At 67.1% G+C, this 25,668-nt stretch carries 20 protein-coding genes; 12 read left to right on the top strand and 8 right to left on the bottom strand.

Translation table 11 applies throughout. The features are described from left to right. Positions 1-166 precede the first annotated feature (166 nt). Entirely contained in the window at positions 167-1,291 is a 1,125-nt protein-coding gene (locus tag ACQR1H_RS05485) for an alkene reductase (RefSeq protein WP_316217157.1), read from the bottom strand. Between the two features lie 100 nt (positions 1,292-1,391). Here ACQR1H_RS05485 and ACQR1H_RS05480 point away from each other — a divergent pair, with 100 nt between their 5' ends. The 3 genes from ACQR1H_RS05480 (at position 1,392) to ACQR1H_RS05470 (ending at position 4,787) form a co-directional block, all read left to right on the top strand. After that, positions 1,392-1,781: a winged helix-turn-helix domain-containing protein gene (locus ACQR1H_RS05480; protein WP_316179535.1), complete on the top strand. Its 390-nt coding sequence runs from the start codon at positions 1,392-1,394 to the stop codon at positions 1,779-1,781. Positions 1,782-1,933: 152 nt separating this feature from the next. Further along, positions 1,934-2,785: an SDR family NAD(P)-dependent oxidoreductase gene (locus ACQR1H_RS05475; protein ID WP_316217158.1), complete on the top strand. Its 852-nt coding sequence runs from the start codon at positions 1,934-1,936 to the stop codon at positions 2,783-2,785. A 409-nt stretch (positions 2,786-3,194) separates the two neighbouring features. Beyond that, the gene (locus tag ACQR1H_RS05470; RefSeq protein WP_434889541.1) at positions 3,195-4,787 is read left to right on the top strand and encodes a hypothetical protein; all 1,593 of its coding nucleotides are present in this window, start codon (positions 3,195-3,197) and stop codon (positions 4,785-4,787) included. On the opposite strand, the gene ACQR1H_RS05465 is transcribed toward ACQR1H_RS05470, so the two are convergent. The 4 genes from ACQR1H_RS05465 to ACQR1H_RS05450 form a co-directional block, all read right to left on the bottom strand. Beyond that, the gene (locus ACQR1H_RS05465; protein ID WP_434889542.1) at positions 4,714-5,988 is read right to left on the bottom strand and encodes a hypothetical protein; all 1,275 of its coding nucleotides are present in this window, start codon (positions 5,986-5,988) and stop codon (positions 4,714-4,716) included. The two genes, ACQR1H_RS05470 and ACQR1H_RS05465, sit on opposite strands and share 74 nt — an antisense overlap. Continuing rightward, on the bottom strand, positions 5,985-6,989 hold the full coding sequence (locus ACQR1H_RS05460) for a hypothetical protein (RefSeq protein WP_315802164.1): 1,005 nt from the start codon (positions 6,987-6,989) through the stop codon (positions 5,985-5,987). The genes ACQR1H_RS05465 and ACQR1H_RS05460 overlap by 4 nt, the downstream gene beginning before the upstream one ends. A gap of 380 nt (positions 6,990-7,369) precedes the next feature. Beyond that, positions 7,370-7,645, bottom strand: a complete 276-nt coding sequence (locus tag ACQR1H_RS05455; RefSeq protein WP_315721840.1) for a YiaA/YiaB family inner membrane protein — start codon at positions 7,643-7,645, stop codon at positions 7,370-7,372. Between the two features lie 55 nt (positions 7,646-7,700). Continuing rightward, on the bottom strand, positions 7,701-8,399 hold the full coding sequence (locus ACQR1H_RS05450; protein ID WP_315801865.1) for a PspA/IM30 family protein: 699 nt from the start codon (positions 8,397-8,399) through the stop codon (positions 7,701-7,703). A gap of 103 nt (positions 8,400-8,502) precedes the next feature. Here ACQR1H_RS05450 and ACQR1H_RS05445 point away from each other — a divergent pair, with 103 nt between their 5' ends. From ACQR1H_RS05445 to ACQR1H_RS05430, 4 genes are all read left to right on the top strand, one after another. Continuing rightward, positions 8,503-9,120, top strand: coding sequence for a TetR/AcrR family transcriptional regulator (locus tag ACQR1H_RS05445; RefSeq protein ID WP_315801864.1), 618 nt, complete (start codon positions 8,503-8,505; stop codon positions 9,118-9,120). A 382-nt stretch (positions 9,121-9,502) separates the two neighbouring features. Beyond that, positions 9,503-11,137, top strand: a complete 1,635-nt coding sequence (locus ACQR1H_RS05440; protein WP_434887848.1) for an ABC transporter substrate-binding protein — start codon at positions 9,503-9,505, stop codon at positions 11,135-11,137. 252 nt (positions 11,138-11,389) lie between these two features. Beyond that, positions 11,390-12,409, top strand: a complete 1,020-nt coding sequence (gene trpS / locus ACQR1H_RS05435; RefSeq protein ID WP_434887849.1) for a tryptophan--tRNA ligase — start codon at positions 11,390-11,392, stop codon at positions 12,407-12,409. Between the two features lie 22 nt (positions 12,410-12,431). Beyond that, complete coding sequence (locus tag ACQR1H_RS05430; RefSeq protein WP_315801861.1) at positions 12,432-12,776, top strand: hypothetical protein; 345 nt, start codon at positions 12,432-12,434, stop codon at positions 12,774-12,776. Positions 12,777-12,814: 38 nt separating this feature from the next. On the opposite strand, the gene galE is transcribed toward ACQR1H_RS05430, so the two are convergent. After that, the gene (galE, locus tag ACQR1H_RS05425) at positions 12,815-13,810 is read right to left on the bottom strand and encodes a UDP-glucose 4-epimerase GalE (protein WP_434887850.1); all 996 of its coding nucleotides are present in this window, start codon (positions 13,808-13,810) and stop codon (positions 12,815-12,817) included. Positions 13,811-14,409: 599 nt separating this feature from the next. On the opposite strand from galE, the gene ACQR1H_RS05420 reads away from it, so the two are divergent. After that, entirely contained in the window at positions 14,410-15,543 is a 1,134-nt protein-coding gene (locus ACQR1H_RS05420; protein ID WP_315801859.1) for an HlyD family secretion protein, read from the top strand. Continuing rightward, positions 15,530-17,155, top strand: coding sequence for an MFS transporter (locus ACQR1H_RS05415; protein WP_434887851.1), 1,626 nt, complete (start codon positions 15,530-15,532; stop codon positions 17,153-17,155). Before ACQR1H_RS05420 ends, ACQR1H_RS05415 begins: the two co-directional genes overlap by 14 nt. 258 nt (positions 17,156-17,413) lie before the next feature. Here the strand turns inward: ACQR1H_RS05415 and ACQR1H_RS05410 are convergent, their stop codons facing one another. Beyond that, entirely contained in the window at positions 17,414-18,889 is a 1,476-nt protein-coding gene (locus ACQR1H_RS05410; protein WP_434887852.1) for a M81 family metallopeptidase, read from the bottom strand. 217 nt (positions 18,890-19,106) lie between these two features. Here ACQR1H_RS05410 and ACQR1H_RS05405 point away from each other — a divergent pair, with 217 nt between their 5' ends. Continuing rightward, a complete protein-coding gene (locus ACQR1H_RS05405; protein ID WP_434907380.1) occupies positions 19,107-19,961 on the top strand; it encodes an adenylate/guanylate cyclase domain-containing protein in 855 nt (284 codons plus the stop codon). A gap of 222 nt (positions 19,962-20,183) precedes the next feature. Here ACQR1H_RS05405 and ACQR1H_RS05400 read toward each other — a convergent pair whose 3' ends face one another. Next, positions 20,184-20,786 (bottom strand): TetR/AcrR family transcriptional regulator, encoded by a 603-nt coding sequence (locus ACQR1H_RS05400; protein ID WP_315801856.1) that lies wholly within the window; start codon positions 20,784-20,786, stop codon positions 20,184-20,186. 190 nt (positions 20,787-20,976) lie between these two features. Between ACQR1H_RS05400 and ACQR1H_RS05395 the strand changes: the two genes are divergently transcribed. Beyond that, entirely contained in the window at positions 20,977-22,215 is a 1,239-nt protein-coding gene (locus ACQR1H_RS05395) for an efflux RND transporter periplasmic adaptor subunit (protein WP_434907253.1), read from the top strand. Positions 22,216-22,459: 244 nt separating this feature from the next. Further along, complete coding sequence (locus tag ACQR1H_RS05390; RefSeq protein ID WP_434907252.1) at positions 22,460-25,642, top strand: efflux RND transporter permease subunit; 3,183 nt, start codon at positions 22,460-22,462, stop codon at positions 25,640-25,642. Positions 25,643-25,668: the final 26 nt, after the last annotated feature.

Below are 25,668 nucleotides of genomic sequence, written 5' to 3'. Positions count from 1 at the left end.
CACCACGTCATGGCCGGGCTTGTCCCGGCCATCCACGTCGGTCGGCACGCTTGGATGGACGTGGATGCCCGGGACAAGCCCGGGCATGACGATGTGGAAAGAGACGAGCGAAGAGCGTCGATCATCATACGCTTCGCTTCTCGCAATGACGTGGAGAGAGCGGAGGCTACGCCTCGGCTGTCTCCTGATACACCGGATAGTCCGTGTAGCCCTTCTCCTCGCCGCCGTAGAAGGTCGGTCGGTGATAGGGCGTCAAGGGCCAGCCGTGCTGCAGGCGTGCCGGCAGGTCCGGATTGCTGATGAAGTAGCGACCGAAGGCGATGGCGTCGGCATGGCCCGCCTTGATCGCCGCCTCCGCCGGCTCGCCGGTAAAGCCGCCGGCACCGATCAGCACGCCCTTCCACACCGGCCGGAACAGAGCGATGGCCGACGGCACGTTCTGCCAGTTGACGTCGGCGCGGCCGGCGCCGGAGGAGCGCGGCTCGATCAGATGCAGATAGGCGATGCCGAGCCTGTTCAGCGCCTCGATCGCATGCGTGTAGAGCGGCATCGGGTCGGCTTCGCCGGAGCCGTTGGCGATGCCATAGGGCGACAGCCGCACGCCGACCTTGTCGGCGCCGCAAGCGGCGATCACGGCTTCCGTCACCTCGAGCAGGAAGCGGCAGCGGTTTTCGATGGAGCCGCCGTAGCGGTCGGTGCGCTGGTTGCTGCGGGTCTGCAGGAACTGCTCGATCAGATAGCCGTTCGCACCATGCACCTCGACGCCGTCGAAGCCCGCCGCGATCGCGTTGCGCGCCGCCTGGCCATAAGCCGCGACGAGCGCGGGGATCTCGTCGGACTCCAGCGCCCGCGGCGTCTCGTAGGCCGCCGGCCTGCCGTCCGCCGTCATCGCCTTGAGATCGTCGCCGATCGCGATCGCCGACGGCGCCACCGGCAGCGCACCGCCCGGCTGGAACGAGGAATGCGAGACGCGGCCGACATGCCAGAGCTGCAGGAAGATGAATCCGCCCTTGGCATGCACGGCGTCGACGACCTGCCTCCAGCCGGCGATCTGCGCCGTGCTATAGATGCCCGGCACGTTCGGGCTACCGGTGCCGGTCGGCGCGACCGGCGAGGCCTCGGCGATGATCAGCCCGCCCGGCGTGGCGCGCTGCGCATAATAGTCGACGTTGAGCGGCCGCGGCGCGAGCGTCTCCTTTGCGGCGCGCATGCGGGTCAACGGCGCCATCACGACGCGATGCTTGAGGTGATAAGGACCGATCGTGAGCGGTGAAAACAGCGCAGGCAGCATTTCGTCCCCAGATGTCGTTGCGATTGTCGATTGGCATCATCTTGTTCGCAAAACATGATGGTGGCAATGTCCGCCCCACGTCAGTATGAGCAGACCCTCCATGCCGAAAGCGAACGCCCTGCCCTCGCTCAGCCTGCGCATCGATCTCGATGACGGCAGCCGGATCGGGCCGGGCAAGATCGCGCTTCTGGAGAACATCGCGCGGCACGGCTCGATCTCAGCGGCCGGGCGCGCGATGGACATGTCCTACAAGCGGGCCTGGGACCTCGTCGACGAGATCAACCGGGTATGCCGGCAGCCCGCGGTCGCGCGGCAGACCGGCGGCCGCAATGGCGGTGGCGCGGCGCTGACGGCGTTCGGCGCGCAGCTGGTCGAACGTTACCGGCGCATCGAGCGCGACGCGGCCAATGCCGTGAAGAAGGATCTCGCCGCGCTGCGCAGCGACATCGAGAAGCCACGGAAGGCCCGCGCGGCCAGAACCGCGTCGTAAGCCGGTTCCAGCCGACACGATGCATCTGTGACCGGACTGATGCGCCTCGCGTTGTAGCCGCAAAAAACCCGTCTTGCCGTCAGCGGGATGATCTTGCAGCCGCGCCAGGACATCATACACCAGCATCTCATCGTCATGCCGGAGAACCTGCCGTGTCTCACCCTGCTCTGTCCGCCGACCACACCGCCGTCATCACCGGAGGCGCCTCCGGCATCGGGCTCGCCGCCGCCATGCGCTTTGCAGAACGCGGCATGAACGTCTGCATCGCCGATATCGACGAGGCCCGGCTGCGCGACGCCGCCGCCAGGCTCGCGGCTGCGACCAAGCGTGGCGAGGCTGCGGTCATGACCGCCACGGTCGATGTGAGCAGCCGGGACAGCGTGGTCGCGCTCGAAACGGCGGTGCGGCAGCGGTTCGGCGCGATCGACGTGCTGATGAACAATGCCGGCATCCAGCCGGGCAGCAAGATGCTGGCCGACGACAATTGGCAGCGCATCCTCGGCGTCAACCTGTGGGGCATCATCCATGGCGCGCAGGTGTTCGCCCCCGGCATGATCGCACAAGGCCGGGCGGCGCTGATCATCAACACCGGCTCCAAGCAGGGCATCACCACGCCGCCTGGCGATCCCGCCTACAACGTTTCCAAGGCCGGCGTGAAGGCGTTCACCGAGGCGCTGCAGCATGAGCTGCGCAACACGCCCGGCTGCCAGGTGACAGCGCATCTGTTCATTCCGGGCTTCGTGTTCACGCCGCTGACCGCCAATGGCCGCGTCGAGAAGCCGGCCGCAGCCTGGACACCGGAGCAGACCGTCGACTTCATGCTGGAGCGCGTCGCGGCCGGCGACTTCTACGTGCTGTGCCCTGACAACGACGTGCCGCGCGCGCTGGACGAGCGGCGCATCCTGTGGGCCGCGGGCGACATCGTCGAGAACCGGCCGCCGCTGTCGCGCTGGCATGCCGACTACGCCGACGCATTCGCGGCCTTCGCAAAGAAATCGCCATGATCCGGCCACATCGCAGCGGCGGCCCGTCGTTGCTCTGGATCTCAGCATCATTTCGCCGGACGCGTCGGATCGTCGCAAGGCGCTCCGTGTGCGTTCGGAACGTCCAGCATCGACCGAATCGCGGCGGTCGAGCGCTCCTGCAACTCGCTGATTTGCCATGGCGCGGCGCCGCCGCGGGTCGCGCGCTCTTGAAGCGGCCCCTCACCCGTCAAGCGGTGAGATGTCGCAGCTCTGCGGCAGCGCCCCCGGGTACGCCGCACGACAATCTGACGCAGACGCATTCCACAATCCTTGCGCGAAGCAGCCACGAAGCGGGCAGCAGATAGCCGCATCATCCGCACCGCGTCAGCCGCGCCCCGTTGCCTCGGCTCATTTGCAGTGGTGCGCAGCCTTGGGGAGTACGTCGGACATGTCGCACCATCATCGTCACCATCACGACAGTCACCACGATCACCATCATCACAACCACCACCATCATCATCACAATCATCACTGCCAGCCGGCGCCGATGCCTCCCGCGCCCACGCCGCCCACGCCGACTCCTCCCACACCCACGCCGCCGACGCCCGCGCTCGGTTTTGCCGACCTCGGCGTGGTGTTCAACGACGCGACGCGCTTTCTGGAAGGCGGGCTGTGGCGCAACGTGGTCGACGAAGGCGGCCAGGGGCTTGGCAGCGTCTACAACTACACCGGCGATCTCACCGTGATTCAGGACGGCCTGAAGGCGATGGTCGCCGCCAACCAGTTCACCGGGCAGACGTTGACCAACGTCAACAAGATTCTCGCCGACATCACGGTGGCGCAGGATGCCGCAATGGCGTCGGTGACCGGCGGCGGCGCGTTCGGCAGCATCGCCGCGGCGGAGACCGCGCTGCGCAACGCGCATCTCGACATCCTCAACGTCGTCAACAACGATCCGAACCTCGCCGGCAAGGCCACCAACGCCGATGGCGTCACCGGCTTCCTGCAGGCGCCGGCGCTGCTGCCCGAGGGCGTGACGGCCGCAACCGCCGCCAAGGGCACGCTGGCCGAGCTCGGCCTGATCTTCAACGACGCCGCCAACCGGCTGATCGGCGGCGTCAACGACAGCAATGTCGACATCATCCAGGACGATGTCGACGCGCTGATCGCCGGCCTCAATGCGCTGGTCGCCGCCAACCCACTGCAGTTCGGCGGCCTGACCGGCGTGCACGCGCTCGCCATCATCGACCAGCTCGCGCTCGTCAACACCCACATCAACGGCGCGGCCGGCAATGTCGACATCGGCCGCGCGCTCAACGACGACTTCCTCGACATCATCGACATCGTCGCCGGCGACACCAATCTCGCCAACATGGCGCAGCAGAACGGCCTCAACGGCTGGACCGGATTCGGCGACTTCCTCAATCCGACGCCGGCCTATCAGGACAACCAGGCGCAGACCGATTTCTGGGCCATGTTCATCGCCCAGTCGAACGCGCTCGGCAAAGCCGCCATCGCCGCGGTCAATGCCGGCGACGCCGCCGCGATGGCGAAGGTCACCGCCGACCTGATGACGTTCAAGAAGGACGTCACCGATTTCGACGCGGCGCAGGGCGGCATCTTCCAGGCCCGCTTCGACAACGAGCTGCTCGGCGACCAGAGCACGCTCGGCGCCGAGATCGCCAAGATCCTCGAGGGCTTCCAGGCCGGCAACAAGGCGCTGGTCGCCGCGGCCGCCGACCAGATGCACCAGAACGCAGCCGATGTCGGCGGCAACAACATCCCGGTCAATGGCGGCGCCTACAATGTCGACGGCACCACGATCGGCCAGGTGCTGGCGACCACCAGCGGCGGCAACAGTGCCGACGCCGCCGCCGTCCTGGCGGCCATCACGGCGGCGCCCGCCTCGAACGTGATCATGCTGGCGAGCGCGGCGCCCGCCGCCAGCGCCGCTCCGGCGACCCTCGTCATGGACGGTCCGATGATGGAAGGGCCGATGATGGACATGTCACAGCATCAGCATCATCACATGTGGGCGTGATCACGTCTCGCTCGGGCGCCTGCACCAGCAGGCGCCTGACCAGCGCGAGCGCGGTTTCCGTGGCCGGATCGGCAGAGATCACGGAGACCGCGAGCACGATGAGATCGACCGGCCGGTGCGACAGCACGATCACATGCGTCGCATGCCGCGCATCCATCAGCGCCACCATGCGCTCGACGGCCGGGTCGTTGGCCGCCCGCCGCCACGGCGCATCGGCCCGGCGCAGCACCCGGCTCGACGCGAGAAAGTCGCGCAGCAGCGGCGGATCATAGGCAATCAGCTCATCCTCGCGGCAACGGCGCGCGCTCTCGAAGACCGGCTGGCGCGTGAGCTCGGCGATCAGGGCGTCGCGTGTCGCCGCGTTCGACGCCCCGATCGAGTCGAGCACGCCAGGCTCGCGGGCTTGCAGCACCGCGCGCAAGGCGTCGCCGATCAGTCCTATCGTGAGCACGCCGGCCACGGCGACCGCGCAGAAACGCATCAGTTGCGCCGCGTCGACCTCCGATGAGAGCGCGGCCGCGGCAGCGCCGAGCAAGGCGGCGCCGAGGATCCGCAACACCGTCAGCAGCCCGCTTTGGCGCTGCGTCTCCGCGCTGGCGCCGGCGATCAGGATCGCGGTCACCGCCAGCAGCGCGCCCAATGCGCCGAGCCGCACCGGCATGCCCGGCGCCAGCACGCGAAAATCTGTGATGATGAAGGGGATGACCATGATGGCGCCGAAGGCGACGCGATCGATGGCGCGGTTCTCCCACGCCAGCAGGCTCGCGCGGTCGCGGCGAAGCAGCAGCCAGGCGCAGGTCGCAAAGCCCGCGAGCTGAAAGGCTGACAGCACGATTGTGTGGTGGCTTTCGAACGCGACCGGACCGAGCGCGCCGGCGATCGCGAGAGCCGCGCCGCCGGCAAGGGCAATTGCCTTGAGCATGCGATGCGCGTGCCGGCGCAGCAGGCCCTCCGTCACCACCAGCGCGCCGAGCGGGATCAGCGCCGCCGGAATCAGCGAGAGGCGGTCGAGAAAAGCATTGTCCATCCACCAGGCGATGCCGCGCAGCAGGAACAGCGAGGCGACCGTCCCGAGCAGAACGACGAGCCGCGCCGTCAGCGGTCCCCGGGGATCGCGCCGGTGCAGCATGGCGGCGGCCACCGCGAGGCCGATCGCGCCGCAGAGGTTGACGATGGAGTCGGCAACGATGCCGGCCGTCATGGCGTGGGCTCGCCGGTCGGCCGGCGCGGACGCAAGGTGCCGAACGTCCTGGTATCGTCGAGCCAGTGCACCAGCGGCAGGATCATCCGCTGCAGCGCCAGCACGGCCGAGGTCGCCAGCAGCGCCGGCAGCGAGTCCGAGGGTATCTCGCGCAGCAGATAGCGCCGGGCGGCGGCGAGATCGATCCGGCCGAGCTGCAGCAGATCGTCGCCCCTGGCGTAGTCCAGCTCGCGCGCACAGAAGCCGTTGTAGACGGGGTCGCGATGCTTGGGCGCGTCGTCATACGTCTTCTTGAGCGCGTCGGAGCCGCCGGTATAGGCGTCGGTGATGACGAAGCGCTGTTCGTCGAACCCGGCCTCGTCGCCGACGCCGAAAACCGCCCGATGCGCCCGCATGATGCCGCGCGCGAGCTGAAGATGCGCAAAGCTCGGCCGGGCCTGCGGCAGCGGCGACGGATAGACGTCGGAGAAGGTCTCGCAGACCATGCCGGCCACCGCCGGCACCTGCGTAACGTTGGAGATCCATTTCGGCCGCAGGCCGTCACGGATGAACAGCAGCAGCGTGGTGAGGCCGTAGAGCACGCCGGAAAGGCCTTTGCCGCGCGCGTCCGGGTCGACCATCACCAGTCCGAGATGCAGCACCTGCTGGGCGTCGCCGTCGCGCTCGACCTGCATCACCGCGAGCGCGTTGAACGCGATCGGCCGGCCGCCCGCCTCCTCCGACACCACGGTGATGATGGCGCGCGCGAGCGGCTCGCGCTGGCCTGAAAAAATGCCATAGGTGAGCTCGCCGGCCGGCAGCGTCTTGCCGGCGATGGTGCGGAGATCGGCTACGAGCGCCGCCAGCGCCGCATCATCCAAGGTCGTCCCCGGGCTCTCGACGATGCGCGTGCGCAACTCCGCGTGGGTTCGGAGCGACAGGTCCATCGCCTCCTGGCCGAGCGCGGTCAGCCAGAAGCTGATGCCGCGTCGGATACGCCCCACTGCTGCGACGATGTTCACTTGTAGACCCACCCGCCAGACCATGCCTGCCGTCACCGGCATCCTAGCATCATGGCCAGATCCGACTGACCTAGCCTGACGCCGTTAATGCACGATCATGATGAGAGGCGGAGCGGCGGCAAAGGTAAACGCAGTCTGAATGGCAGCCATGCTTGGGCCGCTCCATCCCTGCCTTGTTCCATGAACGTCCTGCCTCCACGCCGTCATGGCCGGGCTTGTCCCGGCCATCCACGCCGTGCGGCGCCCTCGGAAAAACGTGGATGCCCGGGACAAGCCCGGGCATGACGGAGTAACCAATTGAACGCTTCTGCGTCGCATGCATCTCGTCCGATACGATCGATGCCATAGACCGAGGAAGCAAGGGGGCTGCGACTGCCGCCCTACGCCGCCTTCGACACCTCCATCAGCAGGCGCTCGGCGCGGGCGTCCTCGATGCGGTTGACGAGCTTGCCGCTCTCGTGGCGGTCGCGCAGGGTCTTGGTCAGGGTGACGCAGGTCTGCACCAGCATGACGATGCCCATCGTCAGATAGCCCTTCATCCAGAGATCGATCGGCATGAAGAAGACGCCGAGAGCGACGAGGAAGGCGGAGGCGCCGAACGAGGCGTAGGAGAAGGTGATGAAGGCGCTGCTGTGCGGCTGGGTGTTCTGGTTCATGGTCGGCTCCTATGATGGCGTGGTTGTTGATGCGTTCGATCGGGGGTGACGAAATTCAGTTGGCCGGGGCGGTGCGGCCGGCCTTCAGCCGCGCCAGCACGTCGTCGGCAGTGGTCTTGATGCGCGGGCCAAAGCCCTGCTCGGCGAGCTTCTCGGCCGTGGTGATCGGCCCCGTCGCGGCATCGAGCTCCATGAGCGCCTCGTCCGCGGCTTGCGCCTCGATCTGCCGCTCGCGCAGCCGTTTCAGCGTCGCCTCGGCCTCGGGCAGCGTGCACTCGTAAGGACGCGCCGCCTCGATGCCGCCGCGGCGCAGATTGCGTACGGCCTCGGAGGCGCGCGCGATGCGACGGCCGCGATCGAGCTCGGCAATGCGCGCCTCGGCGTTGGCGACATGCCTCTTCAGCCTCGTGATCTCCGTCGCGAACAGCGCCCGCGCCGTCCTGGCGGCGTCGCGCTCGGCCTCGAGGCCGGCGATCGCGTGCGCCGCCTCGCGGGCCAGATCCTCGCGGCCGCCGTCGAGGGCTGCGGTGGCGCGCACCTCGAGATCGGTGATCCGCGCCAAGGTCGCCTCGAGCCGCTTGCCCTCCTGCTGGTCCTGCGCGATGGCCAGAGCCAGCGCGCGCTTGCTGCGTTCGACAGCGGCGGCGGCGTCACGCAGCTGCTGATCCAGGATCACCAGCGCGGTACGGTCCTGCAGCTCCTCCTCCGCGACGGCCACGGTGCCCCGAAACAGCGTCAGAACGGTCTTGAACATTGTGAACTCCCTGTTATGAGCATCGCTCATAGGATTTCTTCTAGCGCAATCATGAGCGGCGCTCAAGGATTATTTTGAGCGACGCTCAATATTTTGGTCGACAATGTCCAAGACACTGGAAAGACGCGCAAAACAGCGCGAAGCCCTGATCGAGGCTGCCGAGCGGATGATCCGCACGCGGGGTCTCGCCGGCCTGAAGACGCGCGATCTCGCCCAGGAGATCGGCGTCGCCAATGGCGCGGTCTACAATCTCGTCGCCGATGTCGACGAGCTCGTGCTGATGGTCGGATCACGCACCCTGGCGCGGCTCGATGCCAACCTGTCCGCAGCCGAGGGCGCGGGCCCTCCCGGCCCCGAGGCTGCGCTGGTGCGCATCGCGATCGCCTATTGCGACTTCGCCGCCCACAATCTCGAGCTCTGGCGCGCGCTGTTCGAACATCGCATGGCGCCCGAGAAGCCGCTGCCCGACTGGGCCATCGCCGACCAGATGCACCTGTTCCGTCACATCCACCAGCCGCTGGCGGCGTTGTTTCCGCAGCGCTCGTTCGACGACATCAGCGTCACCGCGCGCAGCCTGTTCTCGGCCGTCCACGGCATGGTCGCGCTCGGCTTGGAGCAGAAGCTGATCGCGGTGCCGCTCGCCGCCTTGCGCGCGCAGATCGCGACCATGGTGAAGGCGATGGTGACGGGACTGGTGGCGGAGGAGAAAGCCGGCCACTGACGAGAGGCTTTGCGCCGGGCGAACAGCATCATCGGCACCTGATGCCAACCATCAGGCTCGACTGCTTCACGTCTACTTGTTGTCTTAGCTAATTGCCCTCATGGCGGCGCAGCTCTCTCGTTGTTCAGCCGGAATTGACGGCGCGAACAAACAACCGCCGCATTGCTTCGCAGTATCATGTCGACGTTCGGACTTGTTCCAGACAACATGTCTGGGACAGTCGAGCCACCAGCACGCGATGATGAGTGCTGGTCGTGCGACATGCGCAGATCTCGACGCATGGCCACACTCATCCGGCCGGCAGAACCTGCAGCGTATGACGGCCGCGCGATCAAGAAGAAAACTCCAACGAGTCCATGACGCGCGAGCCAAGGGGGAAATCGTGAGACATTTGCGTGCGCCCAATGACGACCGCGATCCGCCATTCCCGTCCGGCTACGACGACGGCCGGCGTCCGATGTATGAACAATCGTGGCGCGACGAGCACGACCGGCCCACGCCCGCTGAATTCGCGTCGCGCTACGGCGTGCAGGAGGTTCCTCCGCCGCCACGGGAGCGGCGGTTGCTCGGCGTGCTGAGCGTGCTGGGGCTCGTGGCTGTCGCCGCTGGCGTGGCCGGCTTTGCCGCGATGCGGCTTCCGACGCGGTGGACCGCTGCGCTCTCCGCCAACGGCAGTGCGGAGGTGACGACGCCGGCAACAGTCGCCCCGCCGCCGGTCCGCGCCGCGCAGACAGTCGCGCCGGTCCAGGATGCTTTCCCGACCGGAGCGTTCGCGAGCGCCCTCCCCGTGGTCACGCCAGACCAGAGCATGCCGCTCAGGGAGGAGGACCGCACGCCGAAGTTCGACACGCGGATGGCCAATGCCGCGGCGGCGCCGCCGACCAGCGCGCGCCCCCCGGTCCAGGGCGTGACCGACACCGAAATCAGCTTCGGAATGGCGGCGCCGTTCTCGGGTCCGGCCCGCGAGATGGGCCATCAGCTCAAGCTCGGCATCGACCTCGCCTTCGCGCAGGCCAACGAGGAAGGCGGCGTGCATGGCCGGCAGCTCAAGCTCTACACGGCCGATGATGCCTATGAGCCGACGCGGACGCTGAACGCGATGAAGGAGCTCTACGAGCAGCAAAAGGTGTTCGGCTTCGTCGAGAACTACGGCAGCCCGACGGCCCTGATCTCGGTGCCCTACGCGCTCGAGCACCATGCGCTGTATTTCGGCGCCTTCACCGGGGCTCCTTCGCTCCGCCGCGACCCGCCGGACCGCTACGTCTTCAACTACCGCGCCGGCTACGCCGAGGAAGCCCATGCGCTGGTGAACTATCTCGTCAAGAGCCGCAAGCTGCGACCGCAGGAGATCGGAGTGCTCACCCAGCAGGACGCCTATGGCGACGCGGGGTGGGAGGGCGTCAGCAAGGCGATGCACGCGCTGCGCGGCGGCGCGGGCGACGCCTTCCGCATGAGCTACAGCCGCAACACCGTCAATGTCGACGAGGCCATCGCGCAACTCCGCCGGCAGAAGCATGCGATCAAGGCCGTCGTGCTGGTCGCCACCTTCCGCGCCGCGGCCAAGTTCATCGAGAAGACCCGCGACCTCTATCCGGACATGACCTACGCGACGATCTCGGGCGTCGGCAGCACCGGCCTCGCCAGCGAGCTGATGGTGCTCGGCCCGCGCTATGCCGACGGCGTCATCTGCACCCAGGTCACGCCGGCCGTCGACGGCTACGCCTCCGTCACCCTGAACTACAAGAAGGCGCTCGCCAAATATTTCCCCGGCGAGCCGGCGGACTACTCGTCCCTGGAAGCCTATCTCACCGCCAACGTCCTGATCGAAGGGCTGCGGCGCGCTGGTCCCGCCGTCGACACCGAGTCGCTGGTCGACGTCCTCGAATCGATGCAGAACTACGAGCTCGGCGTTGGATCGAAGGTGAGCTTCGGCCCCTCCGACCACCAGGCGCTGCACAAGGTCTGGGGCACGCAGCTCGACAAGACCGGCCAGTATCATGCGATCGATCTCGAATAGACGGAATGGCCGGATCGCGCCGCGCTCGGCGCATGTCAGCGGGTTGCGTCGATCCGCGATTTCGGCCATATCGGTCCGATGATCAAGACCGAGACCCTGCGCGCGAACATGTGGTGGCGCTCCATCTAGGAGCGGCACGGCCTCGTCTTTCATCGCCCGTTGCCGCCGTTCATCGGCCTGCGACGCGGTTCTTGTCATCAACAGCATCGAAGAGCTCGATCGAGCGGCGGTTCTCACTCCTGGAGAACCACAATGCGTCCCTCAGTGCCAGACCGTCCCGTCATCCTGACCGGCGACAGAACCACCGGCCCCCTGCACCTCGGCCACTATGTCGGCTCGCTGCGGAACCGCGTCGCGCTGCAATCCACCCATCGGCAATTCCTGCTGCTGGCCGATGCCCAGGCGCTCACGGACCACGCCCATGATCCGGCCAGGGTGAGCCGGAACGTCCTGGAGATCGCGACCGACTATCTCGCCGTCGGCATCGATCCGGAGATGACGACCATCTGCCTGCAATCGCATTTGCCGGCGCTGGCTGATCTCACGCTGCTCTACATGAACTTCGTCACGGTGGCGCGGCTCGAGCGCAACCCCACCATCAAGGACGAGATCCAGGCGCGCGGCTTCGGCCGCGATATTCCGGCCGGCTTCCTTTGCTATCCCGTCGCGCAGGCGGCCGACATCACCGCCTTCAAGGCGACCATCGTGCCGGTCGGAGACGACCAGGCGCCGCTGATCGAGCAGACCAACGAGATCGTCCGCCGCATCAACCGCCAGGCGGGCAGCGAGGTGCTGCCCGAGGCACGCGCGCTGATCCCGAGCGTCGGGCGCCTGCCCGGCGTGGACGGCAAGGCCAAGATGAGCAAATCACAGGGCAACACGATTCCGCTCTCCGCCACGGCGGACGAGATCCGCGATGCCGTCCGCCGCATGTTCACCGATCCCGGCCACATCAGGGCCGCGGATCCCGGCCGCGTCGAGGGCAATGTCGTCTTCACCTATCTCGACGCGTTCGACGACGATCCTGCGGCTGTTGCGGACCTCAAGGCGCGTTATGTCCGAGGCGGCCTCGGCGACAGCGTCGTGAAGCGGCGGCTCGATGACGTGCTGCAGGCCGTGGTCGCGCCCATCCGCGACCGGCGGGCGGCGTTGGCGCGCGATCCCAGCCATGTTCTCGACATCGTCAGGCGCGGCACCGAACTGGCGCGCACCCTCACTACTGCGACCTTGCGCGATGTCCGCGACGCGCTCGGTCTGTTCACGCTGCAATAGCTCTCGAATGATGAGGCCGCATGTGCCGCCGGATCGAGACCAAAGCGCGGCGGCATTTACCGGGCGGAAACCGTTGCTGTCGTTGAATGCGAGCATGGCTCAGTTGCGCATGGAAGTTCGCGATTCGGCCGGCACCATCCTGCCGGGCTATGGCGACGCATTCTTCGACCTCAGGCTCCCCGGCGATCACCGCCGCGTGGCGCAGACGCTGCTCCAGATCATTCGCGGCGACGATTTCCGCTCACCGGTCCACAGCGTCCACTTCTTCCGGGGCGCTTCCGAGATCGGCTGCTGGTCGGTCGACGACGAGCGCGCGGAGATGAGCTTCGTGGACGAGTTCGCGCACACGCCGCCGGCCGCGGCGTAACAACTTCCCCGACAAGCTCCCGACACGCGGCATCGGCCTCATGCGATCCTGGGGTGCGCGGTCTGGTGCCAGCTCCAGGCCGAGCGGATGATCGTGCCGAGATCGGACCGATGCGCCGCGAAGCCGAGCTCCTGCCGGGCAAGACGGGGATCGGCGACCAGGACCGGTGGATCGCCGGCGCGGCGCGCGCGCACCACCAGCGGGACCCGCTCGCCGGTCTCCCTGCCGATTGCATCGACGATCTCGCGCACCGAATGGCCGCGGCCGGTGCCGAGATTGTAGGTGCCCCCCGAACCGTTCTGCAGCAGACGCCCCATCGCGGCGATGTGGGCTGCCGCGAGATCATCGACGTGAACATAGTCGCGCACGGCGGTCCCGTCGGGTGTGTCATAGTCGGTGCCGAAGATCGCGAAGTCCGGCACATGGCCGAGGATCGCCATCAGCGCCCGCGGGATCAGGTGCGTCTCGGGATCGCGCAGCTCACCGATCAGGCCTGACGCGTCGGCGCCGCCGGCGTTGAAGTAGCGCAGCACGATGGCCGACAGGCCGTAGGCCGCCTGATAGTCCACCAGGATCTGCTCGATCATGTATTTCGAGCGGCCGTAGGGATTCAGGGCCGATCCCGCGGCGCTCTCGGGAATCGGATCCCGCCCGGCGTCGCCATAGACCGCGCCGGTCGAGGAGAACACCAGCCTCGCACAGCCGGCCTCGCGCATGCCCTGCAGCAGGCCCAGGCTGCCGGCGACGTTGTTGAGATAGTATGTCTGCGGATCGGTGACGGATTCGCCAATCGTGCTCGGCCCGGCCAGGTGCATGACCGCGCCGACCGCGTGGGCGCGGATGGTGTCAGCCACTCTGGCGCTGTCGGCGATGTCGCCGACCACCAGCGGTCCCCACCGCACGAAGCGGCGATGTCCGGTGGACAGATTGTCGTAGCAGATCGGCACGTAGCCGGCCTCGGCGACAGCCTTGCAGCAATGGGCGCCGATGTAGCCGGCGCCGCCGGCAACCAGGATCGCTCCGTTGTGACCCATGCATGAAGGCCTTCTGATCAGCGAACGGCTGGACCCAGTCGCGGGTGCGAAATGTGACCCAGCGCGGCGACCGCTGCAACCGGGCAGCGCGCCGGCCGGCGTCACCACAACCGCTTGGCGGCGCGCCGCTCTGCGCGCTCTTAACGGTCTTGCACCCCGGCCGGTCGTCCGGTGGCGGTCAGGTGACGCCGAATAGCTGACGTCACGCGATGGCAGCACGACATCTAGCCGTGAACAGACCTCGTACCGGGCTGCGCCGCTGATTCGGACGCGGTTCGTTCAAGTCGCGTTCTGAACGTTAACGTGAGCGCGCGCGACGTCGCATTCTGGGACATCATGCGCGGGCTGGTCGCGGCAGCGAGTGCAGCGCCGATGTCGTTGGCGCGATCCCGGCGCGGCGATCGCAGGCTGTGCCTGTGCTCAACCTGCTGGCCTGTTAGCTGTTTCATCACGGTCCGATCGCCTGCCGGTTCCGTTCGGCGCGCAGATGTCCATGCCCCGCGGCGCATGGCTCACAACCCAGAGTCCAGGTGGCACGCGGCGCAGAATGGGGTACGAGTCGTCGGACTGATCAGCGTCGGCCGATGCAGGAGGCTCCCTTGAGTGAAACACCTGGTAACGTCGACGCGGCGGCGCGCGCTGCATCGACGCCGCCCCCCTCGTCCGCCGCGGCGCCCGGGCTCTGGGCGCGTCTCGGCATTCCGCTGCTTGCGGTGATCGCAGCGCTCGCCTTCGTGGCGCTCGCGACCACGCGCTGGAACGCCTGGACCGGCAACGCAACGACCCAGTCGACCAACGATGCCTATGTGCGCGCCGACCTGACGCAGCTCTCGAGCCGCGTGGCCGGCGAGGTGACGAAGGTTGCGGTCAGCGATTTCCAGCAGGTCAAGGCCGGCGACCTGCTGGTCCAGATCGATCCGGCCGACTACGAGGCACAGGTATCGCAGGCCGAGGCCAATGTCGAAGCGGCGCAGGCGGCGCTCGACAACCTCAGCAACCAGGTCGAGCTGCAATACGCGACCATCGCCCAGGCCGAAGCGCAGCAGGTCTCTGCCGGCGCGGCCGAGGTGCAGGCCAGGCAGGAGGAAGAGCGCCAGCAGTCGCTGTCGCAGAGCGAGGCAGGGACCAAGCAGCGGCTGGAACAGGCAACGGCCGCCTATGCCAAGGCACAGGCGGACGTGCGCGCGAGCCGCGCGGTGATCGCCGCCCAGCGCCACCAGTTGGAGGTGCTCACCGGCACCAAGAAGCAGCGCGGCGCCGATCTCGCCGGCGCCAAGGCCGCGCTCGCCGCGGCGCGGCTCAAGCTGGGCTACACCAGGATCACTGCGCCATTCGACGGCGTCGTCGGACAGCGCCAGGTGCAGGTCGGCGACTACGTCAACATCGGCAGCAGCCTGATCGCGGTGGTGCCGCTGCCGCATGTTTTCGTCATCGCCAACTACAAGGAAACGCAGCTCACCCATGTCGCGCCCGGCCAGCCGGTCGAGGTCACCGTGGACTCGTTCCCGGGCCAAAGGCTGCATGGCCGCGTCGAGCGGATCGCGCCGGCCTCCGGCTCGCAATTCGCGCTGCTGCCGCCCGACAATGCCACCGGCAACTTCACCAAGGTCGTGCAGCGCATTCCGGTCCGCATCGCCCTCGACGGCGACCAGCCGCTGCTCGCGCGGCTGCTGCCGGGCATGTCGGTCGAGACCCACATCCGCACCGCCGGCCAGGCCGATGGCACCAAGTGAGACCGATCGCGGACCGCTGTCGCGCGGCGGCCAGGCGGCGCATCCGCTGTTTGCCGTCGGGGCGGTGCTGCTCGGCTCGTTCCTGGCGAATTTCGACAGCCGGCTGACCTCGGTCGGCCTGCCCGATCTGCGCGGCGCGTTCTCGCTCGGCTTCGACGAGGGCGCTTGGCTGTCGACCGCCGCGATCGGCTCGCAGATCTTGATCGCGCCGGCGGTGGCGTGGCTCGCGACCGTGTTCGGCCTGCGCCGTGTGCTCGGCATTCCCAGCCTGGTCTACGCGGTGCTGTCGCTGATCATTCCGTTCGTGCGCGACTATCCGACCTTGATCGCGCTCGCGATCCTGCACGGCATGCTGCTCGGCACCTTCGTGCCGGCCACGCTCATGATCATCTTCCGCAACCTGCCGATCCGCTGGTGGCTGCCGGCGATCTCGATCTATGCGATCCGGGTCGGTTTCGCGCTGGATACCTCGACCTCGCTGGTCGGCTTCTATGTCGAGCATCTCGGCTGGCAGTGGCTGTACTGGCAGGGCGTCGTGCTGGCTCCGCTGATGGCGCTGATGGTCTATCTCGGCACCCCGGCCGAGCCGGTCAACCGCACGCTGCTCGAGAACGCCGACTGGGGCGGGATGCTGCTGCTCGGCAGCGCCGTGGCGATGATCTATGCCGGGCTCGACCAGGGCAACCGGCTCGACTGGCTGCAATCGGGCACGGTGATGGCGCTGCTATCAGGCGGCGCCGCGCTGTTCGTCCTGTTCCTCGTCAACGAGGCGCTCGCCCCGCAGCCATGGGCGCATTTCAACGTGCTGTTCTCGCGCAACATCGGGCTGTCGCTGGTCGTGATCCTGCTCTACACGCTGACCAGCCTCTCGAATGCGTCGCTGGTGCCGAACTTCCTCGCCACGATCACGCAGTTGCGGCCGGAGCAGAGCGGCTCGCTGCTGTTGTTCTACGGCGCGCTGCCGATGATCGTGCTGGTGCCGCTGTCGATCACGCTGCTTCGCCATCTCGATCCCCGCATCGTCGTCGTCCTCGGTCTCAGCGCCTTCGCGGCGGCCAATCTGCTCGGCACCCAGATCACCCATGCCTGGGCGCGCGAGGATTTCATCGTCATCGTCGTGCTGCAGTCGATCGGACAGGCCCTGACCTTGCTGTCGATCATCATCCTCGCGCTGTCGAATTCCGATCCGGCCCGCGCGACGTCCTTTGCGGCTTACATCCAGGTGATGCGGCTCGGCGGGGCCGAAATCGGCGTCGCCCTGATGGGAACGTGGCTGCGGGTGCGCGAGCAGGTGCACTCGGCCTATCTCGGCCTCAACATCCAGAGCGGCGATCTCGACGTCGCACGCGCGCTGCAACGGCTGACCGGCTATTTCGCCGCGCATGGCGGCGGCCAGGCCAAGGCGCGCGCCGTCGGGACCTTGGCCGCGCAGGTCCAGCGCGAGGCCAACGTGCTCGCTTATCTCGACGCGTTCTGGCTGTGCTTCTGGCTCGCGATCGCCGCGCTCCTGCTGGTCGCCCTGATCACGCGCGCGCCTCCGGGCCCGTTCTCGCCGACACCGATCGGTCTGAGGGCGGCGTGGGTGCGACGGTTCGGATCGTCGACGACGTGAGCGGGCCCGCCCCCGCATGCGGGGTCGTAGCTTTCTCTCCAACGACGCCGGCGCGCCTCTGCGCCTTTAACCTTCTCGCGAAAGCCGAGCCGCGCGATCAGGATCGCCGGCGCTGCATGTTGCGCGCCATCTCGGAGAGATACGACATCTAGCCGTGAACAGATTTCAAACCCTGATTCGCAAGCGATTCGGACGCGGTTCGTTCCAGCCGCGTTCCGAACGTTAACGTCGCTGCGATGATCGTCGCATTCTGGGACATCATGCGCGCGATGGTTGCGGCAACTCGTCGAGCGGCCATTTCGGACGCTTGATCTTCTTGTAGGGCAACGTCGTCACGTCGCGCGCGACCACGCCGGGCGCATCGACCATGATGATGTCGGCCGCGATCGGCGCAAATGCCGCGCGGAAATGCTGGGCGGATTTCACCACGACGAGCTTGCGCGTGGCAGGATCGCAGCCGAGCTGGGTGAAGAAGTCGGTGCCGAACGCCTGGCAGCGGAACGTCGTGATCACGACCTCGACGCCATTGCTCGCGATCAGCGCGCAATCGCCGAGCTTGGCGGGCGTGCCGGCGAGGCCCGTCATCACCATGTTCTCCTTCAGCGCCTTGATCTCCCAGGTCGCATCGACGGGATCACCCGACAGCGGCCCGATCTTGCCGCCGATCCGCAGCGGCAGCTTGGCGCCGACGCCGGCATCGAAGGCGATGCGCACCGCGATCGGATCCCAGAGTGGACCGAGGCAGGCATTGCCGATGTTGCGGTCGAGCAGCCGGCGCAGGATGAAGGTGGAATCGCCGGGCGCACCGCCGCCGGGATTGTCGCTGGCATCGCCGAGCACGATGGTGCCGTCTGTCGCCAATGCCTGGTCAAGCGCGGCATCGACGCCGGGCATGCGCTCGGTCACCGCCTCGCGCATGCCGATCAGTTCGTCCGCAAGGCGGCGTGCCAGCGCCTTCGCCCTGACACCGTCCGGATCGACGGCGGCATCGCTATAGACCAGCACCTTGGTGCCCATGGACGGCGTGTCGCCCCAGCCGAAGCCGTGAACGATCGAGACCGAGACGATGCCGTCCTTGCCTTCCAGCGCGGTGATGCGGTCGACGAAGCTGCGCACCGGCTCGCGCGTGGTGTGCAGGGTGACGATCATGTCGGTGTCGACCAGCGCCTTCTGCAGCTTCAGCCGCTTCTCGGCGATCTCGGTGCAGTGTTTCACCAGATCCTGCGCGCGCTCGAGAATGTCGGTGTGCGGATATTCCTTCCAGCAGATCAGAAGATCGGCGCTTCTGACCATCAGCTCGCTCATATGGACGTGGGGGTCGAGCGTGGCGCCGACGACCACATCGGGTCCGACGATCTCGCGTATCAGCGCGAGCAGCTCGCCCTCGCAATCATCATAGCCGTCGGCGATCATCGCGCCGTGCAGGCCGATCAGCGCCATGTCGACCGGCAGCGCGGCTTTGAGGTCGGCAAGGATCTGGTCACGCAGGGTTTCGAACGCGGCGCGAGTGACGAGCCCGTTGGGCACGGCCGCGGCCACCAGCCCTTCGATCAGCGTCCAGCCCTTGGACGGCCCAACCTGGCGCGCAGCCCATAGTGGCCCGCCATGCATCTGCATCTTGTCTGGGTGCTGGCCGGCGGGGAAGTAGGCGCGCTCATGGAAGGTCGCGAGCCCCGTGGGCATCGGCGCGAAGGTATTGGTCTCGGTGGCAAGGGCGGCGGAGAAGACACGCATGAAGGCTGAACCCGGTGGTTGCGAGGAAAGGCAGGCGCGCACCGGCCCGGCCGGCGATGCAGGCCCACAAAGAAACGGACCTCATCAGGAAGCGCAAGAGACCCATGCGAAGGGCGACCGCCGCACAGCGCATGGGACGGAAAACAGCGCGGCCTGATCCCGCTGCGCCGGATGATGCCTGATGCATTTGGCAATCGATGAGGCTACGATCGGCTACATGGCGGACGATAAATTGAAACGGCGGTTGACGACAGTGCTGTGCGCGGATGTGCACGGCTATTCCCGCCTCATGGGAGCCGACGAAGCCGGTACGCTGGAGACGCTGCGCCGCTACCGCACGGCCATTGCAGGATTGGTGGAGCGCCATGACGGGCGCATCGTCAATACTTGGGGCGATGCCGTGATCGCCGAGTTCGCCAGTGTCGTCGAGGCCGTGCGGTGTGCCGTCGAAATTCAGCAGGAAATCAGTCAGAAGCCCACGCCATCCAACGGACACCAGATGCAGTTTCGCATCGGGATCAATCTGGGAGATGTGATGGTGGATGGTTCCGATATCTTCGGCGATGGGGTCAATATCGCGGCGCGCCTGCAAGAACTGGCCGAGCCCGGCGGCATCGTGGTCTCGGCCCCCGTCTACGACCAGGTGCACAACAAACTGACTGTCGGCTTCGACTGTCTTGGCCAGCCACCGCTGAAGAATGTTGCCCCCGTGACCAGCTATCGTGTCACGATCGGCGGCCGTTCCGGCCAGCGACCCGACCTGGTTGACGACGGCGCCCTCCATGCGCGCGCGTTTGCGGCCTCGAGCGCTCCACCTCCTTTTCGCGACGGCGATGCGCGATCCACGTCGATCACCTCGATCGCGGATCACTTCGCGAGCCTGCCTCGTCCCCTCGCAATGGCCCTCACGGTCTCCGGCTTTCTGCTTCTGATCAATGTTTTCACCGGTCTGCACAGAGTCTGGTTTCATTGGCCGGCCGCAGCATTGCTGTTCGCCGGCATCATGCGGACGGTGCTCCAGAGCAGGCCTCCTTCGGACAAGATTGAGCGACGTCGGACGCGCCGGGACTAAGCGGCTGGTGGTTGCGAGCGCTCTATTCGGCCCGGAATCAGATCGAAGCCCGGCATCGCGAAGGTGCGCTTTAACGGCTGCGGGCTGACGGTCCGGAAAACGCCGATATCCTGCTACGATCTCACAGGCCGTCACTCCTACGCCTGCTCGGGGCTTCGCGAACACACAGATGGAGACAGCTTGAGAATGTCGCATGGCGGCTTGGCTCCGCGCGACCGGGCATTACGCCCGCACAGACTGCTCCTCGACCGACCTGATCGCCACGGCCGCAACCTGGGCCAGAGCCTCACGGTCGCCGCCGGAGGAGGCCATCACGCTCATGCCCGTGATCACGGCCGAGACGTAACGCGCGAGCGCGGCCGGATCCGCGGCCGGGGCCAGATCGCCTTCGCGCTTGGCGCGCTCGAAACGGTGCCGGAGCTGCTCCTCGGTCTGCGCACGGCGGGCCGCGAGCTCGAACGGCACGTTGGCGGAGCCGGAGCCGCAGGCGAGACCGCCCTGCACCAGCAGGCAGCCGGGCGGATTGGAGGGATCGGTCTGTTTCTCGGCGACGCCCATCAGCATCCGCGCGGTGACCTCGCGGGCGGTCGGCGCGCTCAGCACCTCGTCCATCCAGGCCTCCCGTCGCGCCGTGTAGCGGTCGAGCGCGGCCTTGAGCAGGGCTTCCTTGCTGCCGAACGCGGCATAGAGGCTGGGCGGGTTGATGCCCATGGCGTCGGTGAGCTGGGCGATGGTCGCGCCCTCATAGCCATGGCGCCAGAACACCTCCATCGCCTGGTCCAGCGCGGTGTCGCGATCGAAAGTCCGGGGCCGTCCGATGCCCATGTGCAAAACTCCTGTTCCCGTCTCCGCCCCGTCTGATTCTTATCTAGTTGTTATTGAACGCGATTTCTTTGATCTGGCGCAGTCGCCGAAAGTCGGGCTACTATTTTCGTAGTATCCGTTACATAAGTCTCTTGCGAACGGGTTGCCAGCGCCACATTTGTAGCGAGCACTACAAATCTGGAGCGCGCCAATGCCTTCGCCCGAAATTCGTTCTTCCGGCCGCCTGAAGCGGTGGCTGGGCACCGTCGCCGCCGCCGGCCTGGTGATTGCCGCCGGATCCTACGCCGGCTCCCAATATTTCCACTTCAGTCCCGCGCCGAATGCGGCCCGCGCGGCGGCCCCCGAACAGGCCGTCCCCGTGACGGTTGTCGTCGTCGAGCCGCGCCAGGCGAGCCTGTGGGACGAGTTCTCCGGCCGGCTCGAGGCGGTCGAGCGGGTCGAGATCCGGCCGCGGGTGGCCGGCGCCATTCTCGGCACCAATTTCACCGAGGGCTCGCTGGTCAAGGCCGGCGACGTCCTGTTCAAGATCGACCCCGCGCCCTACGCCGCCGAGGTCGACCGGGCGCAGGCGCAGCTCGAGGCTGCGCGGGCCCGCGCATCCTTCGCCGCCAATGAGCTGGAGCGCGGCGCGCAGCTGGTCGGCAACTCCATCGTCACCAAGCGCGACTACGACCAGCGCGACAACGGCAATCGCGAGGCGATCGCCAACGTCAAGGCCGCGGAAGCGGCGTTGCAGGCCGCAAAACTCAATCTCGACTACACGCAGGTGCGCGCGCCGGTCGACGGCCGGGTCGGCCGGATCGAGGTCACCGTCGGCAACCTCGTCGCCGCCGGGTCGGCCTCGCCGGTGCTGACCTCGCTGGTGTCCGTCAACCCGATCTATGCGAGCTTCGACGCCACCGAAGAGCTGGTGTTGCGCGCATTGTCGGCGATTGCCGACGGCTCCGGCAAACGCGGCAATCTCGACCGCATCCCGGTCGAGATGACGACCTCGGGCGGCATCACGGCATCCGGCCATATCCAGTTGATCGACAATCAGGTCAACGGGCAGAGCGGCACGATCCGCGTCCGCGCCGTGTTCAAGAACGAGGACGGCCGGCTGATCCCCGGCCAGTTCGCGCGCGTGCGCATGGGCCAGCCGCAGCAGCAATCGCTGGTGCTGCTCGACGAGCGCGCCATCGGCACCGACCAGGACAAGAAATTCGTGATGGTGGTCGGCGACGACGAGCGCGCTGTCTATCGCACGGTCAGCCTCGGCGGCAGCGTCGATGGCCTGCGCATCATCTCCGCCGGCCTCAAGCCCGGCGAGCGCGTGGTCGTCAACGGCCTTCAGCGGGTGCGGCCGGGCGCGCTGCTGAAGACGCAGGTGGCGGCGATGGGCGCGCGGGACGGGGCGGCGTCTGACAACAAGCAGCTGGCGCAGCGCTGAGCATCATTGGAGCCCGGCCACCAACGCCACCCACAGCTGTCGTCCCCGCGAAAGCGGGGACCCATAACCACCGGCTTTGTTTGTAGGCAAGAAAGATGACCCCCAGTCTTTTTCACCAACTGGCCGTCCGCGGTATGGGTCCCGGCGTTCGCCGGGACGACACCTGATCTGAGGCGGCAGCGAGCGCAATAGCTCGAGCGAATTTCATTTCACACGCTGACATCTCCCGACCACGGGGCCCCCCATGAACCTCTCCAAATTCTTCATCGACCGGCCGATCTTCGCAGGCGTGCTGTCGACGCTGATCTTCCTCGGCGGCCTGATCGCGCTGTTCTCCATGCCGATCTCCGAATACCCCGACGTCGTGCCACCCTCGGTGGTGGTGCGCGCGACCTATCCCGGCGCCAATCCCAAGGTGATCGCCGAGACGGTGGCGACGCCGATCGAGGAGCAGATCAACGGCGTCGAGAACATGCTCTATATGAGTAGCCAGGCGACCACCGACGGCGCGATGACGCTCACCGTCACCTTCAAGCTCGGCACCGATCCGGACAAGGCGACGCAGCTGGTGCAGAACCGCGTGCAGCAGGCCGAGCCGCGGCTGCCCGCCGTGGTGCGCCAGCTCGGTGTCATCACCAAGAAGAGCTCGCCCGACCTCACCATGGTCGTGCATCTGATTTCGCCGAACGGCCGCTACGACACGACCTATTTGCGCAACTACGCGGTGCTCAACGTCAAGGACCGGCTGGCGCGCATCGACGGCGTCGGCGACGTGCAGCTGTTCGGCGCCGGCGACTATTCGATGCGGGTCTGGGTCGATCCGCAGAAGGCGGCCGAGCACGGCCTCTCCGCTTCTGACATCGTCAAGGCGATCCAGGCGCAAAACGTCGAGGCCGCGGCCGGCGTGGTCGGCGCCTCGCCGAGCGTCAAGGGGCTCGACCTGCAGCTCTCGGTCAATGCCGAGGGCCGGCTGTCGAACGAGGACCAGTTCGCCGACATCGTCGTGAAGACCGGCGCGCATGGCGAGATCACGCGGCTGCGCGACGTCGCCCGCATCGAGCTCGGCGCCTCCGAGTACGGCCTGCGCTCGCTGCTCGACAACAAGCAGGCCGTGGCGATCCCGATCTTCCAGGCGCCCGGCTCCAACGCGCTGCAGATCTCGGACAACGTTCGCGCCACCATGGCCGAGATCAAGAAGACGATGCCGGAAGGCGTCGAGTATCACATCGTCTATGACCCGACGCAGTTCGTGCGCTCCTCGATCGAGGCCGTCGTGCACACACTTTTCGAGGCCATCGTGCTGGTCGTGATCGTCGTGATCCTGTTCCTGCAGACCTGGCGTGCCTCGATCATCCCGCTGCTGGCTGTCCCCGTCTCGATCGTCGGCACCTTCGCGGTGATGCATCTGTTCGGCTTCTCGATCAACGCGCTCAGCCTGTTCGGCCTGGTGCTCGCGATCGGCATCGTCGTCGACGACGCCATCGTCGTCGTGGAGAACGTCGAGCGCAACATCGAGAGCGGCCTGTCGCCGCGTGACGCCACCTATCAGGCGATGCGCGAGGTGTCGGGACCGATCATCGCGATCGCTCTGGTGCTGGTCGCGGTGTTCGTGCCGCTCGCCTTCATCTCCGGCCTCACCGGGCAGTTCTACAAGCAGTTCGCGCTGACGATCGCGATCTCCACCGTGATCTCCGCGGTCAACTCGCTGACCCTGTCGCCGGCGCTGTCGGCGCTGCTGCTCAAGGGCCACCACGAGCCCAAGGATCGCCTCACCCGGATTCTCGATCGTACGCTCGGCTGGTTCTTCCGCGGCTTCAACCGCGCCTTCGTCCGTGCGTCCAATAACTACAGCGGCAGCGTGTCGAAGGTGATCACCGGCAAGGCCGCCGTCATGGTGCTCTACGTCCTGCTGGTCGGCGCCACCGCCGTGCTGTTCAAGCAGGTGCCGGGCGGCTTCGTGCCGGGCCAGGACAAGCAGTACCTGGTCGGCTTCGCGCGGCTGCCGGACGGCGCCACGCTGGACCGCTCCGAGGAGGTGATCCGCAAGATGAGCGACATCGCGCTGACGCAGCCCGGCGTCGAGAGCTCGGTCGCCTTCCCCGGCCTGTCGATCTCCGGCTTTACCAACTCCTCCAATGCCGGCATCGTGTTCTCGACCCTGAAGCCGTTCGACGAGCGCAAGGATCCGTCCTTGTCGGGCGGCGCGCTGGCGATGGAGCTCAACAAGAAGTACGCCGGCATCCAGGACGCCTTCATCGCGATGTTCCCGCCACCGCCGGTCAACGGCCTCGGCACCATCGGCGGCTTCAAGCTGCAGATCGAGGACCGCGCCGGCCTCGGCTACGAGGCGCTCAACGACGTCACCAAGGCGTTCATGGCGGGCCTGCAGAAGTCGCCCGAGATCGCCGGCGTATTCTCCAGCTTCCAGGTCAACGTGCCGCAACTCTTCGCCGACATCGACCGCACCAAGGCGTTGCAGCTCGGCGTGCCCGTGACGGAGGTGTTCAACACCCTGCAGATCTACCTCGGCTCCTACTACGTGAACGACTTCAACAAGTTCGGGCGCACCTATTCGGTGCGCGTGCAGGCCGACGCACCGTTCCGCGCCCGAGCCGACGATATCCGCCAGCTCAAGGTACGCTCCGCCTCCGGCGACATGGTGCCGCTGTCGGCGCTGCTGAACGTGCGGCAGAGCGCCGGGCCCGAGCGCGCCATCCGCTACAACGGCTTCTTGTCATCGGACATCAACGCGGCAGCGGCGCCCGGCTTCTCCTCGGGCCAGGCGCAGGCGGCGGCCGAGCGGGTCGCGGCCGAGGTGCTGCCGCCCGGCTTTGCCTTCGAATGGACCGACCTGACCTATCAGGAGTTCATCGCCGGCAACTCCGGTCTGTGGGTGTTTCCGCTGGCGATCCTCCTGGTGTTCCTGGTGCTGGCCGCGCTGTATGAGAGCCTGACCTTGCCGCTCGCGATCCTGATGATCGTTCCGATGGCGCTGCTGGCGGCGATGGCCGGCGTCTACCTCTCGAAGGGCGACAACAACATCTTCACCCAGATCGGCCTGATCGTGCTCGTCGGCCTCTCCGCCAAGAACGCGATCCTGATCGTCGAATTCGCGCGCGAGCTCGAATTCGCCGGGCGCACGCCGCTGCGCGCCGCGATCGAGGCGAGCCGTCTGCGGTTGCGGCCGATCCTGATGACGTCGATGGCGTTCATCATGGGCGTGCTGCCGCTGGTGCTGTCGACCGGAGCAGGCTCCGAGATGCGGCGCGCGATGGGCGTCGCGGTGTTCTCCGGCATGATCGGCGTCACCGTGTTCGGCCTGTTCCTGACGCCGGTGTTCTATGTGCTGCTGCGGACGCTGACCGGCATGAAGCCGCTCACCCAGCATGGCGGCCACGGCACGGTGGCGGCTCAACCCGCGGAGTAAACAAGAATGTGAACGCGCGTGATGTC

This window comes from Bradyrhizobium sp. HKCCYLRH2015, assembly GCF_051168215.1.
Taxonomy (GTDB): domain Bacteria; phylum Pseudomonadota; class Alphaproteobacteria; order Rhizobiales; family Xanthobacteraceae; genus Bradyrhizobium.
Note: the sequence above shows the minus strand (reverse complement) of the source record. Positions and strands in the feature narration are given on the sequence as shown.

Excerpts from the sequence above, each read along its gene's own strand:
- ACQR1H_RS05470 (WP_434889541.1), top strand. The coding sequence starts at position 3,195 with ATGTCGCACCATCATCGTCACCATCACGACAGTCACCACGATCACCAT.
- ACQR1H_RS05405 (WP_434907380.1), top strand. The coding sequence starts at position 19,107 with ATGGCGGACGATAAATTGAAACGGCGGTTGACGACAGTGCTGTGCGCG.
- ACQR1H_RS05395 (WP_434907253.1), top strand. The coding sequence starts at position 20,977 with ATGCCTTCGCCCGAAATTCGTTCTTCCGGCCGCCTGAAGCGGTGGCTG.
- ACQR1H_RS05485 (WP_316217157.1), bottom strand. The coding sequence starts at position 1,291 with ATGCTGCCTGCGCTGTTTTCACCGCTCACGATCGGTCCTTATCACCTC.
- trpS (WP_434887849.1), top strand. The coding sequence starts at position 11,390 with ATGCGTCCCTCAGTGCCAGACCGTCCCGTCATCCTGACCGGCGACAGA.
- ACQR1H_RS05400 (WP_315801856.1), bottom strand. The coding sequence starts at position 20,786 with ATGGGCATCGGACGGCCCCGGACTTTCGATCGCGACACCGCGCTGGAC.
- ACQR1H_RS05455 (WP_315721840.1), bottom strand. The coding sequence starts at position 7,645 with ATGAACCAGAACACCCAGCCGCACAGCAGCGCCTTCATCACCTTCTCC.
- ACQR1H_RS05390 (WP_434907252.1), top strand. The coding sequence starts at position 22,460 with ATGAACCTCTCCAAATTCTTCATCGACCGGCCGATCTTCGCAGGCGTG.
- galE (WP_434887850.1), bottom strand. The coding sequence starts at position 13,810 with ATGGGTCACAACGGAGCGATCCTGGTTGCCGGCGGCGCCGGCTACATC.
- ACQR1H_RS05450 (WP_315801865.1), bottom strand. The coding sequence starts at position 8,399 with ATGTTCAAGACCGTTCTGACGCTGTTTCGGGGCACCGTGGCCGTCGCG.
- ACQR1H_RS05415 (WP_434887851.1), top strand. The coding sequence starts at position 15,530 with ATGGCACCAAGTGAGACCGATCGCGGACCGCTGTCGCGCGGCGGCCAG.
- ACQR1H_RS05480 (WP_316179535.1), top strand. The coding sequence starts at position 1,392 with ATGCCGAAAGCGAACGCCCTGCCCTCGCTCAGCCTGCGCATCGATCTC.
- ACQR1H_RS05445 (WP_315801864.1), top strand. The coding sequence starts at position 8,503 with ATGTCCAAGACACTGGAAAGACGCGCAAAACAGCGCGAAGCCCTGATC.
- ACQR1H_RS05410 (WP_434887852.1), bottom strand. The coding sequence starts at position 18,889 with ATGCGTGTCTTCTCCGCCGCCCTTGCCACCGAGACCAATACCTTCGCG.
- ACQR1H_RS05465 (WP_434889542.1), bottom strand. The coding sequence starts at position 5,988 with ATGACGGCCGGCATCGTTGCCGACTCCATCGTCAACCTCTGCGGCGCG.